Raw genomic sequence first — 14,073 nt, 5'->3', positions numbered from 1 at the left:
AGTTCGGCGGCTGAAAGCGCATCATAGCGCAACGCGGTTGTACGATCACCTCGCTCCTACAGGGAACCGGGGTGTTTATGCGGTCACGGCCTGGTCCACCAGACGGCCATTCTCGATACGGATGTGCCGCGGATGGAAGCGCTTCAGGCTGCTGCGATGGCCGACACTGACAATGCTCAGCCCCGGCAACTCATCGATCAGCGCCTGATACAGCGTGGCCTCATCTTCTTCGTCCATCGCCGAGGTGGCTTCGTCCATGTACAGCCATTGCGGTGCATAAAGCAGCGCACGGGCGAAGGCCAGGCGCTGCTGCTCACCCGGCGACAACATGCGCTGCCAGTGGTTGGCTTCGTCGAGACGGGCAATCAGGTGCGACAAGCGGCAGGTTTCCAGCACCTGCGCGTAGCGCTCGTTCGGATAGGTATCACCGGGCTGTGGATAACTGAGGACATCACGCAGGGTGCCAATCGGCAAATACGGTTTTTGCGGCAGGAACAGGTAGCGCGCCGATGGCAGGCGAATACTGCCGTGGCCGGTCGGCCACAGATGTCCCATCGCCCGCAGCAGGGTCGACTTGCCGCTGCCGGAACGCCCGCTGAGCATCACACGCTCGCCCTCCTCCACGGTCATGTCGGCGCTGGTCAGCAGGTGGCGACCTTCAGCCAGGTCGAGGCCGAGGTTGTGCACCTTCAGCACCGAGCCCGAATTCTGTACGTCGATGGCCGGCGCACGCTCTTCGTTGTCACGCATGGCCTGATGGAAACTCAGCAGACGATCGCAGGTGGCGCGCCAGGACGCGAGGCTCTGGTACGCACTGATAAACCAGCTGAAGCTTTCCTGCACATTGCCGAATGCCGAGCTGATTTGCATCAGCTCACCCAGTTCGATCTTGCCGGAGAGATAACGCGGGGCGGCAACCATGAAGGGGAAGATGATGGCGGCCTGGCTGTAACCGGCGGTGAAGAACGTCAGGCGCTTGGACACCTTCATGATGTCCCAGAAGTTATGCCAGACCATCCCGAAGCGACTGCTCAACCGACGATTTTCGTTCGGCTCGCCGTTGTACAACGCGATGCTTTCGGCATTCTCGCGAATTCGTACCATGGAGAAACGCAGGTCGGCTTCGAAGCGTTGCTGCTGGTTGTTCAGGCCGATCAGGCGACGACCGATCAAATGCGTCAACCAGCTACCGACCACCGCGTAAACCAGCACGCACCAGAACATGTAGCCGGGAATGGTGATACCGAATACTTCAATACTGCCCGACACGCCCCACAGAATGATCGAGAACGACACCAGGCTGACGATATTGCGCAGCAGCCCGATACCCAGCTCAAGGGTGTTGGAGGTGAAGTTGTTGAGGTCTTCGGAAATCCGCTGGTCCGGGTTATCGGTGTAACCGCCCTGTTCCAGCTGGTAGTAATTCTTGTCGGCGAGCCAGCGTGCAAAGTGCTTTTCAGTAAGCCACGCCCGCCAGCGGATCGTCAGCATCTGCGTCAGGTACAGCCGGTACACCGCGCCGATGATCGCTACCGCCGCAATCGCGCAGAAGTACAGGATCAGTTGCCAGAACGCGGCCTCGTCCTTCTTTTGCAGGGCATTGTAGAAGTCCTTGTACCAGGTGTTGAACCACACCGAGATCCCCACGCTGATCAGCGACAGCGCAATCACCGCGATCAGCAGTGTCCAGGCCTTGACCTTCTCTTCACTGCGCCAGTAAGGCGTGATCATCGCCCACACTTTGCGAAAAAACTGCCCGCGCACGGCGTCGTTGACCGCGGAATACTCAGCGTTCTGATTCATGGATAAGGCTCGATAGAGAAAAGTACACGCACGAACCGATCATAGATGATCGGTTCGGTTTGTCGCGAGATACAGCCCGCATTCGTTCAGCGCAGGTTCAGCGGCGAACGGGACGCTTCTGCAGTTTGCGCTGCAGGGTGCGGCGGTGCATGCCCAGGGCACGGGCCGTGGCGGAGATGTTGCCTTCGTGCTCGGTCAGCACGCGCTGGATGTGCTCCCACTGCAGGCGGTCCACGGACATCGGGTTTTCCGGCACCAGGCTGTCGAGGTCGGCGTGCTCGGACAGCAGCGCCGCCAGCACGTCGTCGGCGTCCGCCGGCTTGCACAGGTAGTTGCAGGCACCGCGCTTGATCGCCTCGACGGCGGTGGCGATGCTCGAGTAACCGGTGAGGATCACCACGCGCATTTCCGGATCCATTTCCAGCAACTTGGGCAGCAGCACCAGACCGGAATCGCCATCCATCTTCAGGTCCAGGGCGGCGTAATCCGGCAGATCGGCCTTGGCCAGCTCCAGGCCCTCTTCGGCGGAACCGGCAGTGCTGACGCGAAAACCGCGGCGGGCCATGGCGCGGGCCATGACGCGGGTAAATGTGGCGTCGTCATCGACCAGCAACAAATGCGGCAGTTCTTCGCCTTCGACTTGGATCTCTTCACTCATGTTCGTCTCCTCGGGCGACACGGGGCAGGCGCAGCTCGGTGAGCGTGCCACCTTCCTCATGACTGTAGAGTTTCACTGAGCCGCCGGCGCGTGTCACGCTGGCCTTGCTCAAAAACAGGCCCAGGCCGAAGCCTTTGCCCTTGGTGGTAAAAAACGGTTTGCCGATTTGCTCGGCGATGGCCAGCGGCACACCGGCGCCATGGTCACGGATGCTGATGGTGAGGTTTTCCCAATCCCAGTCCAGCGTCACTTGCAGCCCTTCGGGGCAGGCATCGGCAGCGTTGTTCAACAGATTCAGCAAAGCCTGGGTCAGGTCCGGCGGCGGCGCCATGCGGGGGACCGGGCCCTGGCCGAGGCGCTGGAAGCGATAACTGGCTTCCGGGCGCATCAGGTGCCAGCGATTGAGGGCTTCATCGAGCCAATCGGTGACGTCCTGCATCTCCACCGCCAACCGACGATTGGCCTCGGCGGCGCGCACCAGTTGCTGCAAAGTTTGCTTGCACAGCTTGACCTGATCCTGCAGCACGCTCAGGTCGTCCTGCAACATCGGATCATGGTGGTCCTGACGCATTTCCTTGAGCAGCACACTCATGGTCGCCAACGGCGTGCCCAGCTCATGGGCCGCGCCGGCGGCCTGGGTGGCGACGGCCAGCAGTTGCTGATCGCGCAGGCCTTCTTCGCGACGAATGGCGCGCAACTCTTCCTGGCGACGCAGCTCTTCGGCCATACGCGCGGCGAAGAAGGTGATGACTGCGGCGGCAAGGGCGAAGCTCAACCACATCCCGTACACCTGCAGGTTTTCCCGAGCGATCGGGAAGGTTTGCAGCGGGTAGAACTGCGCCAGCAACAGCGTGTACATCGTCAGCGCGATACCCGACAGGATCACCGAATAACGCCATGGCAACGTCACCGCGGCAATGGTCAGCGGCACCAGATAATAGGAGACAAAGGGGTTGGTCGAGCCACCGGAGAAATACAGCAGGGCGCTGTGGATAAACAGGTCGCAGGCCAGTTGCACGGCGTATTCGAGCTCGGTCACCGGCCAGGAAGTGCGCAGGCGAATGGCCGTGAATACGCACAGCAGCATTGAACATGCGAGCGTCGCCGCCAGTTGAAACCAGGGCAGTGGCAGCAATTCGAGCCAGTAGGCCAGGCCAACGGAACCGGCCTGGGCGGCCAGCACCAAGGTGCGGATGAACGTCAGCCGCCAGAGGTTCTGGCGAGTGGCGGAAGTGATTTGAACGGGGGCGAGCATGAGCTCTCCTGATGAGCGCTCCAGGCGGATCGCAGGGAGTATAACCAAGCGCGGGGGCTGACAGGCAAAAGTGCGGCAAACGGCCACAGCCAGACGCATGGATCTGCGTGCAATGAACTTTGTGGCGAGGGGGCTTGCCCCCGTTGGACTGCGAAGCAGTCCCAAAACCTGCCGCCGCATTTTTCTCGGTCAGACCAAGTGAGGCAATCGCGACTGCTTCGCAGCCGAACGGGGGCAAGCCCCCTCGCCACAGGGCCACCTGAGTTCCATCTGTATAGAAGTTGTAACTGTGCGAACCGAAGCATAAAAGCTAGAGTCTGATGGTTTCACGCAGGCCCGGACCATACCCCTGCGCACCTTTCAAGGAGCCTTCATGCACACATTCCGCCGCAGCGCCGCCCTCCTCGCCCTGAGTGTTGGCACCGTCGCCAGCCTCCCGGCCCTGGCCGCCGACGAGCTTCATTACAACCAGATTTCCCTGCGCGCCGAAGTCAGTCAGGAAGTGGCCCGCGACCTGATGATCGTGACCCTCTACACCGAAGAACAGAACACCGACCCGGCCAAACTCGCCGCCGACGTCAGCACCACCATGAACAAGGCGCTGGCCAAGGCCAAGCAGGTCAAGGACATCACCCTGCGCCAGGGCAGCCGCAACAGCTACCCGATCTATGACACCAAGGGCCAGAAAATCACCGGCTGGCGCGAGCGTGCCGAATTGCGCCTGGAGAGCTCGGACTTCGCCGCGCTGTCGAAGCTGACCGGCGAACTGCTCACCGACCTGAAAATGGGCGGCATGGACTTCGCCATCGCCACCCCGACCCGCAAAGCCAGTGAAGATGCCCTGCTCAAGGACGCCGTGACCGCGTTCAAGGCCCGCGCCCAACTGGCCACCGATGCCCTTGGCGGTAAGAGCTACAAAATCGTCAACCTGAACCTCAACAGCAACGGTTATCCACAGCCTTACATGCGCGCGCCAATGATGATGAAAGCCGCCGCCATGGACAGCGCACCGGTGACGCCGGATGTCGAGGCCGGCACCAGCCAGGTCAGCATGACCGCCGATGGCTCGATTGAAGTGCTGATGCCTTGAATCGGTAGCCCGTAAACAAAAACGGCGATCATGAAAATGATCGCCGTTTTTTTTGGCAGTTTTCAGGCATGAGCTATAACTGGATAGGTCCACCCGAGAAAAGCCGTCGATTGGCCACTATCGGTGCAACAATAACCACTCTTATTCACGCCATGCCCACCCCACAATCCGGGGTATGAATAAGTAACACCCCGCCCCACGCGAGAGCAACCTGAGTGAAGAGCGCACGGTAAAAGTGCGTCATTTGCACCGTAAAAATGCCGCGCAAACGGTCAAATACGTCAGGAATTATACAAATGCGACATTAAGGTACGTTCGTGCCACCGTTTAAGGCTTGCAGTCACTCTGGATCTTGCATTGGGTATGGCCCCTGCATAAGTATCCGCAGGCACGACTCACGAGGTCGTCCTCTAATTCCAAAAATGACAACAAATCATGAGGCCACCATGCTTAAACACGCGGTCATTCCGTTCTTAGTTGGCGCAAGCTTGTTAGCCAGCGCACCGTTCGCCCAAGCAGCGACTAACCTGGTGTTCTGCTCCGAAGGGAGCCCGGCCGGTTTCGATCCAGGTCAATACACCACCGGAACCGACTTCGACGCCTCTGCAGAAACCATGTTCAACCGCCTCACCCAGTTCGAACGCGGCGGCACCGCCGTAATTCCTGGTCTGGCAACCAGTTGGGACGTCTCCGATGACGGCCTGACTTACACCTTCCACTTGCGTGAAGGCGTCAAGTTCCATACCACGCCGTACTTCAAGCCAACTCGTGAGTTCAACGCCGACGACGTGCTGTTCACCTTTAATCGCATGATTAACAAGGATGACCCGTTCCGCAAAGCGTACCCGACCGAATTCCCGTACTTCACCGACATGGGGATGGATACCAACATCACCAAGATCGATAAAGTCGACGACAAGACTGTCAAGTTCACCCTCAAAGACGTTGATGCCGCGTTCATCCAGAACATGGCCATGAGCTTCGCCTCGATCCAGTCCGCCGAGTACGCTGCCCAGCTGCTCAAGGAAGGCAAGGCTGCCGACATCAACCAGAAGCCGGTTGGTACTGGCCCGTTCGTGTTCAAGAGCTACCAGAAAGACTCCAACATCCGCTACACCGGGAACAAGGACTACTGGAAGCCTGACGACGTGAAGATCGACAACCTGATCTTCGCCATCACCACCGACCCGTCGGTACGTATCCAGAAGCTGAAGAAGAACGAGTGCCAGGTCACCCTGTTCCCTCGTCCGGCCGACCTGAAGGCGCTCAAGGAAGACAAGTCCTTGAAGATGCCTGAGCAGGCCGGGTTCAACCTGGGCTACATCGCCTACAACGTGATGGACAAGATCAAGGGTGACGACAAGCCAAACCCGATGTCGCAGTTGAAAGTGCGCCAGGCAATGGACATGGCCGTCAACAAGCAGCAGATCATCGACTCCGTGTACCAGGGCGCCGGCCAACTGGCGGTCAACGCCATGCCGCCGACCCAGTGGTCCTACGACACCACCATCAAGGACGCCAAGTACGATCCCGAGAAAGCCAAGGAGCTGCTCAAGGAAGCCGGCGTCAAGGAAGGTACCGAGATCGTCCTGTGGGCGATGCCGGTTCAGCGTCCGTACAACCCGAACGCCAAGCTGATGGCAGAAATGCTGCAGTCCGACTGGTCCAAGATCGGCCTCAAGGTCAAGATCCAGAGCTACGAGTGGGGCGAGTACATCAAGCGCTCCAAGGGCGGCGAGAACGGCGCGATGCTGATTGGCTGGAGCGGCGACAACGGTGACCCGGACAACTGGCTGAACGTGCTGTTCGGCTGCGATTCGCTGGAAGGCAACAACTTCTCCAAATGGTGCGACAAGAAGTTTGACGACATCGTCAAGCAAGCCAAGCGCACTTCGGATCAAGGCAAACGCACCGAACTGTACAAGCAGGCGCAACACGTCCTCAAAGACGCAGTGCCTATGACACCTATCGCCCACTCGACGGTGTTCCAACCCATGCGCGCCAACGTGCAGGACTTCAAGATCAGCCCATTTGGCTTGAACTCCTTCTACGGCGTCAGCGTCAGCAAATAAGGTTTTGCAACGGCGACGTTCCTGACGTCGCCGTTGCGTTATCTACCGAGAAAGCAGGAATTCGCCTACATCCAAATCCGCAGCTGACTACAGCATCGGGTAAGGACGCATCGCCATTTCCTACGATTTTTTAGGACTCTTCGCATTTACTGCCGGACCCGTGGCTCATACCGTCGGGATCCGACCAGTGCACGCGTGGGTCATCGGTTCTGCTGTGTGCATGGCTTGAAATCAGTGATGCCTCTACGTCCGCGGACGGGACGGCGGCTCATTGACAACATTTTGAGAGAAAAGGAAGCGTTATGCGCCATACCCTGGTTTTATCCGCATTGCTGGGCACCGGCCTGTTGGCCGCCACTTCCATCAGCCAGGCCGCCAACAACAGCCTGGTGTTCTGCTCCGAAGGCAGCCCCGCCGGTTTCGACACGGCGCAGTACACCACTGCGACCGACAATGACGCCGCTGAGCCGCTGTACAACCGATTGGCTGAGTTTGAAAAAGGCGCGACCAACGTCGTACCGGGTCTGGCCACGAGCTGGGATATTTCCGAGGACGGCCTCAAATACACGTTTCACCTGCGCGAAGGGGTGAAGTTCCATACCACCAAATACTTCACGCCGACCCGCGACTTCAATGCCGATGACGTGCTGTTCACCTTCAATCGCATGCTCGACCCGCAGCAACCTTTCCGTAAGGCTTATCCCACAGAGTTTCCGTACTTCAACGGCATGAGCCTGAACAAGAACATCGCCAAGGTCGAAAAGACCGGGCCGCTGACCGTGGTCTTTACGCTCAACAGCGTGGACGCCGCGTTCATCCAGAACATCGCCATGAGCTTCGCCGCCATCCTTTCGGCAGAATACGCCGACAAGCTGCTGGCCGAAGGCAAGCCGAGCGACATCAACCAGAAGCCGATCGGCACCGGACCGTTCGTGTTCAAGAGCTACCAGAAAGACTCGAACATCCGTTACACCGGCAACAAGCATTACTGGGACCCGAGCCGGGTCAAGCTCGACAACCTGATTTTCGCCATCAACACCGACGCCTCGGTGCGCGTGCAGAAACTCAAGGCCGGCGAGTGCCAGATCACCTTGCATCCACGCCCTGCCGATGTAACCGCGCTGAAGAGCGACCCGGCCCTGCAACTGATCGAGAAGCCTGGTTTCAACCTTGGCTACATCGCCTACAACGTGCGCCACAAACCCTTCGACCAGCTCGAAGTACGCCAGGCGCTGGACATGGCGGTGAACAAGCAAGGCATTCTCAATGCCGTCTACCAGGGCGCGGGGCAACTGGCGGTCAACGCCATGCCACCGACCCAATGGTCCTACGACGACACAATCAAGGACGCCGCCTACAACCCGGAAAAAGCCAAGGAGCTGCTCAAGGCTGCCGGCGTCAAGGAAGGCACCGAAATCACCCTCTGGGCCATGCCGGTCCAACGCCCGTACAACCCCAACGCCAAGTTGATGGCCGAGATGCTCCAGGCTGACTGGGCGAAGATCGGCCTCAAGGTCAAGATTGTCAGCTATGAGTGGGGCGAGTACATCAAGCGCACCAAGAATGGCGAGCATGACATCAGCCTGATCGGCTGGACCGGTGACAACGGTGATCCGGACAACTGGCTGGGCACGCTCTACAGCTGCGACGCCATTGGCGGCAACAACTACTCGATGTGGTGTGATCCGGCTTACGACAAGCTGATCAAGCAGGCCAAGGTCGTCACCGACCGCGACCAGCGCACCCTGCTCTACAAACAGGCGCAGCAGTACCTCAAGCAGCAGGTGCCGATCACGCCGGTCGCCCACTCAACGGTCAACCAGCCGCTGAGCGCCAAAATCGAAGGGTTCAAGGTGAGCCCGTTCGGTCGCAACGTTTTCTCGGGTGTCAGCATAGAAAAATAACCGATTAGCCAGAAATGCCGGGGGCGGATTTTCCGCCCTCACGCAGACGCTTTGCCGTCTTTTGCCAATTTGGCTGACAGCAAACGTTTGCGATGCCGTGTATGAGTTCTAAACCAATAGCCGGATCACAAAAAAAGACCGGCATAAAAAAAGAAAGTAAGGAGCTTTACCCATGAAACTGAGCAGCACCGCGTTATTGGCCTTGGCCATCAGCAGCGTAAGCGCCACGGCTTACGCAGAAACCCAAAGCCAGGCTTTCACCCCGGTTACCGTGAACGAGAAAAACGCCCAAAGCGAAGCCACCGGCTTTGTCGAAGGCCAGTCGATCACCGGCACCACGCGTAACTGGTACGCCAACGAGCAACTGCAACGCGGCGCCAAGTTCGCCTACAAGAAGGATGGCGTTTCGACCCCGACCGATCGCCGGATCAACTGGGTCCAGGGCACCATCCTCAAATACAACTCGGGCTTCACCGAAGGCACCGTAGGCTTCAGCACCGAAGTGGCGGCGTACAACGCCATCGCCCTGGACCAGGACCGCAAAGACCTGGCGTCCAACAACGGCGGCGCACCGGGCAGTCGTCCAGGCGCGGGCAACAACCGTACCCTGACCAAAGAGGGCGGCGACGCTCAAGGCCAGTGGAGCAAACTGGGCCTGGCCAACGTCAAGGCTCGTGTCTCCAACAGCACACTGACCGCCGGCCGCATGAACTTCAGCAGCCCGATGGTTGACGTGATCGGTAACCGCGCACTGCCTTCGAGCTTCCAGGGCGTGGCCCTGCACAGCGAAGAGCTGAACAACCTGGCCTTCGACCTGGCCACCTTCGACCGCAACTCACCGCGTACCGAAGAAAGCCAGCGCAAATTCCGCACCGAATACGCCAACGGCATCGTCGAAACCGACCACGTTCACACCGGCGGTATCACCTACACCCCATTTGCCAGCCTGACCACCAGCCTCTGGGCGACCCAGGCTGAAGACATCTGGAACCAGTACTACTTCGGCGCCTCTCACGTACTGGGCGACAGCCAGGTACTGAGCCTGACCACCGGCCTGAACTACTACAAAACCAAGGAAACCGGTAAAGCCCTGATCGGCGATATCGACAACGACACCTACTCGCTGTCGTTCGGCCTGACCCACCAGGCCCACACCCTGACTTTCTCGTACCAGGAAGTGAACGGTAACGAGTACTTCGACTACCTGCACGAAACCAACGGTATCTACCTGGCCAACTCCCTGCTGTCGGACTTCAACGGCCCGAACGAAAAATCGTTCCAGGTTGCCTATGGTCTGAACATGGCCGAATACGGCGTGCCAGGCCTGAAGTTCAACATCTACCAGGCTCGCGGCTGGGGTATCGACGGTACTCACTACACCGGCAACGGCGGCGTGGCAGGCAAGGGTTACGACGGCATCCAGTCCCAGGATGGCGAACACCACTATGAATACGGCATCGGAGCGACCTACGCCGTGCAGAGCGGCCCGCTCAAGGCCACCACGATCCGCGGCACCTACACCGCTCACCGTGCCAGCGAAAACCAGGCTGACGGCAGCATCAACGAGTTCCGTCTCGTGACCACGGTTCCGTTCAACATCCTGTAATACCCGTGCCGAACGGCTGATTCAATGACGAATCGGCCGTTCGGCTTTTGTCCTTTAACTGATTGCAGAGGGTTCTTGATGAAAATGCTTCCCCTACGTGCGGCCATCGCGGCCGCGTTGCTCAGTGTCGCTGTCGGCGTTTCGGCCAAACCCCTGGTGGTTTGCACGGAAGCCAGCCCCGAAGGCTTCGACATGGTCCAGTACACGACTGCAGTCACCGCCGATGCCGTGGCCGAAACCATCTTCAATCGCCTGGCAGACTTCAAGCCCGGCACCACCGACGTGATTCCGGCACTGGCCGACTCCTGGGACATCAGTGAAGACGGCCTGAACTACACCTTCCATCTGCGTAAAGGCGTCAAGTTCCACACCACCGAATACTTCAAGCCGACCCGCGACATGAATGCCGACGACGTGGTCTGGAGCTTCCAGCGCCAACTGGACCCGAATCATCCGTGGCACAAACTGTCGAGCGTGGGCTTCCCGTACTTTGAAAGCATGGGCTTCAAGGAACTGCTGAAAAGCGTCGAGAAAGTCGACGACAACACGGTCAAGTTCACCCTGACCCGCCGTGAAGCGCCGTTCCTGGCCGACATCGCCATGGCCTTCTCGTCGATCTACTCCGCCGAGTATGCCGACCAGTTGCTCAAGGCCAACAAGACCGGCGACCTGAACAACAAACCAGTCGGCACCGGTCCGTTCGTCTTCCAGCGCTACAACAAGGACGCCCAGGTTCGCTTCAAGGCCAACCCGGACTATTTCCGTGGCAAGCCGCCGGCCGATGCACTGATCCTGGCCATCGCCACCGACAACAACGTGCGCCTGCAAAAGCTCAAGGCCAACGAGTGCCAGGTCGCGCTGTATCCAAAGCCGGACGATATCCCGAGCATCAAGAAAGACTCGAACCTGAAAGTCGATGAACTCAACGCGATGACCGTTTCCTACATCGCCATGAACACCACGCACAAGTACATGAGTGATGTGAGGGTGCGCAAAGCCATCGACATCGCCTTCGACAAGGAAGCCTACGTCAACGCCCTGTTCGGCAAAGGCAATGCAACAGCAGCGGTCAACCCGTACCCGGACACCCTGCTGGGTTACAACCACAGCCTGAAAAACCCGGCCCGTGATCTGGACAAGGCTCGCGCCCTGCTCAAGGAAGCCGGCGTACCGGAAGGCACCACATTCACCCTGTTCACCCGCAACGGTGGCGGTCCGACCAACCCGAACCCGATGCTCGGTGCGCAGATGATGCAAGCCGATCTGGCCAAGGTCGGGATCAAGATCGATATCCGCGTGATGGAATGGGGCGAAATGCTCAAACGCGCCAAAAACGGCGAGCACGACATGGTTTCCGCCGGATGGGCGGGCGATAACGGCGACCCGGATAACTTCCTGACGCCTATGCTCAGTTGTGAAGCGGCCAAGAACGGAGAAAACTACGCACGTTGGTGCAATGACAAGTTCCAGGCGCTGCTCGACCAGGCTCGGGAAAAAACCGATCCGGCCGAACGCGCAGCGCTCTACGAACAGGCCCAGGTTATTTTTAACCAGGACCAGCCGTGGATCAGCATGGCGCACACTAGAATGTTCACCGCAATGCGCAACAACGTAGAGGGTTATCACATTAGCCCCCTCACCACGAATAACTTCGCCACTACCCAGGTGAAGTAATAAGAAAACTCCCGGCATTCCTGACCCAGGCATGCCGGGCACGCCTAACCGGCTGATGAGGTACAACACACGATGTTTAGTTTTATTGCCCGCCGACTGGGGTTACTGATCCCCACGTTCTTCGGCATCACCCTGCTGACTTTCGCGTTGATTCGCATGATCCCGGGCGACCCCGTAGAAGTCATGATGGGAGAACGTAGGGTCGATCCCGAAATGCACGCTCAGGCAATGGAACGCCTAGGTCTGAACAAACCCCTGTATGCCCAGTACCTGGATTACATCGGCAAGCTCGCCCACGGCGATCTCGGGGAATCCCTGCGTACCCGTGAAAGTGTGTGGAGCGAATTCACCTCCCTGTTCCCCGCGACCCTGGAACTGTCCATGGCCGCCCTGTTGTTCGCCGGCATCCTGGGCCTTCTGGCCGGGGTGATCGCGGCACTCAAGCGAGGGTCCCTGTTCGACCATGGAGTGATGGGTATCTCCCTGGCGGGATACTCGATGCCAATCTTCTGGTGGGGCCTGATCCTGATCATGTTCTTCTCGGTAAGCCTGGGCTGGACCCCGGTATCCGGGCGGATCGACCTGCTGTATGACATCGAGCCACGCACCGGTTTCATGCTGATCGATACCCTGCTGGCCGACGAGCCGGACGCCTTCTTCGACGCCCTGCACCACCTGATCCTGCCGGCCATTGTGCTCGGCACGATTCCGCTGGCAGTGATCGCGCGGATGACCCGTTCCTCGATGCTGGAAGTGCTGCGTGAAGACTACATTCGCACCGCCAAGGCCAAGGGCCTGTCGCCGGCGCGCGTAGTGTTCGTACACGGCCTGCGTAACGCGCTGATACCGGTACTGACGGTGGTCGGTCTGCAAGTCGGCACCCTGCTGGCCGGTGCGGTCCTGACCGAAACCATCTTCTCGTGGCCCGGCATCGGCAAATGGCTGATTGAAGCCATTGGCGCCCGGGACTACCCAGTCGTACAAAACGGCATCCTGTTAATCGCCTGCCTGGTGATTGTGGTCAACTTCGTAGTGGACATCCTCTACGGCTTTGCCAACCCACGCATCCGTCATCAGCGCTGAGATCATGACCATGACCACTCCAATTCCATCGGTAGCAGTCGATCAAAGCCTGCTGTACCCGTCTCCGTACAAAGAATTCTGGCAAGCGTTCTCCAAGAACAAAGGTGCCGTCGCCGGCCTGATGTTCATGCTGCTGGTGATTTTCTGCGCCATCTTCGCCCCGTGGGTCGCCCCTCACGACCCGAGCGAGCAGTACCGCGATTTCCTGCTGACTCCGCCGGCCTGGCTGGAAGGTGGGCAACTGCAATTCCTGCTCGGCACCGATGAGCTGGGCCGCGACCTGCTGTCGCGTCTGATCACTGGCTCGCGCCTGTCGCTGATGATCGGCTTGTCATCGGTGGTGATGTCGCTGATCCCGGGCATCCTGATGGGCCTGTTCGCCGGGTTCTTCCCGCGCATGCTCGGCCCGACCATCATGCGCCTGATGGACATCATGCTGGCCCTGCCGTCCCTGCTGCTGGCCGTGGCAATCGTCGCCATCCTCGGCCCTGGCCTGATCAATACCGTGATCGCCATCGCCGTGGTGTCCCTGCCGTCCTACGTTCGTCTGACCCGCGCTGCGGTGATGGGCGAACTGAACCGCGACTACGTGACCGCCGCGCGCCTGGCCGGTGCCGGTCTGCCACGCCTGATGTTCGTCACCGTGCTGCCTAACTGCATGGCGCCGCTGATTGTTCAGGCCACCCTGAGTTTCTCTTCGGCGATCCTCGATGCCGCCGCACTGGGCTTCCTCGGCCTTGGCGTACAACCGCCAACCCCTGAGTGGGGCACCATGCTGGCTTCAGCCCGCGACTACATCGAACGCGCCTGGTGGGTAGTGAGCCTGCCTGGTTTGACCATTTTGCTCAGCGTGCTGGCAATCAACCTGATGGGCGACGGCCTGCGCGATGCGCTGGACCCGAAACTCAAGAACGCCGCCTGAGGAGAT

10 protein-coding genes are annotated in these 14,073 nt (G+C 59.4%); 7 read left to right on the top strand and 3 right to left on the bottom strand.

What is annotated here, in order from left to right; genetic code table 11:
• Positions 1–75: 75 nt before the first annotated feature.
• The 3 genes from AC3IX1_RS04140 to AC3IX1_RS04130 form a co-directional block, all read right to left on the bottom strand.
• Positions 76–1,803 carry an ABC transporter ATP-binding protein/permease gene (locus AC3IX1_RS04140; RefSeq protein ID WP_489387229.1) on the bottom strand — a complete coding sequence of 576 codons (1,728 nt, stop codon included), beginning with the start codon at positions 1,801–1,803 and terminating at the stop codon, positions 76–78.
• Between the two features lie 97 nt (positions 1,804–1,900).
• Positions 1,901–2,461: a response regulator transcription factor gene (locus AC3IX1_RS04135; protein WP_007973041.1), complete on the bottom strand. Its 561-nt coding sequence runs from the start codon at positions 2,459–2,461 to the stop codon at positions 1,901–1,903.
• On the bottom strand, positions 2,454–3,716 hold the full coding sequence (locus AC3IX1_RS04130) for an ATP-binding protein (protein ID WP_008051702.1): 1,263 nt from the start codon (positions 3,714–3,716) through the stop codon (positions 2,454–2,456). Before AC3IX1_RS04130 ends, AC3IX1_RS04135 begins: the two co-directional genes overlap by 8 nt.
• A 373-nt stretch (positions 3,717–4,089) precedes the next feature.
• Between AC3IX1_RS04130 and AC3IX1_RS04125 the strand changes: the two genes are divergently transcribed.
• From AC3IX1_RS04125 to AC3IX1_RS04095, 7 genes are all read left to right on the top strand, one after another.
• Positions 4,090–4,806, top strand: a complete 717-nt coding sequence (locus AC3IX1_RS04125; protein ID WP_489387228.1) for an SIMPL domain-containing protein — start codon at positions 4,090–4,092, stop codon at positions 4,804–4,806.
• Positions 4,807–5,252: 446 nt separating this feature from the next.
• The gene (locus AC3IX1_RS04120; protein WP_489387227.1) at positions 5,253–6,878 is read left to right on the top strand and encodes an ABC transporter substrate-binding protein; all 1,626 of its coding nucleotides are present in this window, start codon (positions 5,253–5,255) and stop codon (positions 6,876–6,878) included.
• Between the two features lie 302 nt (positions 6,879–7,180).
• Positions 7,181–8,782 (top strand): ABC transporter substrate-binding protein, encoded by a 1,602-nt coding sequence (locus tag AC3IX1_RS04115; protein WP_489326695.1) that lies wholly within the window; start codon positions 7,181–7,183, stop codon positions 8,780–8,782.
• 172 nt (positions 8,783–8,954) lie between these two features.
• Positions 8,955–10,388, top strand: coding sequence for an OprD family porin (locus AC3IX1_RS04110; RefSeq protein WP_489387226.1), 1,434 nt, complete (start codon positions 8,955–8,957; stop codon positions 10,386–10,388).
• Positions 10,389–10,466: 78 nt separating this feature from the next.
• Positions 10,467–12,062, top strand: coding sequence for an ABC transporter substrate-binding protein (locus tag AC3IX1_RS04105; RefSeq protein ID WP_489387225.1), 1,596 nt, complete (start codon positions 10,467–10,469; stop codon positions 12,060–12,062).
• Between the two features lie 72 nt (positions 12,063–12,134).
• A complete protein-coding gene (locus AC3IX1_RS04100) occupies positions 12,135–13,145 on the top strand; it encodes an ABC transporter permease subunit (protein ID WP_095942372.1) in 1,011 nt (336 codons plus the stop codon).
• Positions 13,146–13,155: 10 nt separating this feature from the next.
• Positions 13,156–14,067, top strand: a complete 912-nt coding sequence (locus AC3IX1_RS04095; protein ID WP_489387224.1) for an ABC transporter permease subunit — start codon at positions 13,156–13,158, stop codon at positions 14,065–14,067.
• The last annotated feature ends 6 nt before the right edge of the window (positions 14,068–14,073 follow it).

Source organism: Pseudomonas sp. KH_046_2 (genome assembly GCF_057838985.1).
The sequence above is the reverse complement of the archived record's forward strand: the minus strand, read 5'-3'. Positions and strand labels throughout refer to the sequence as shown.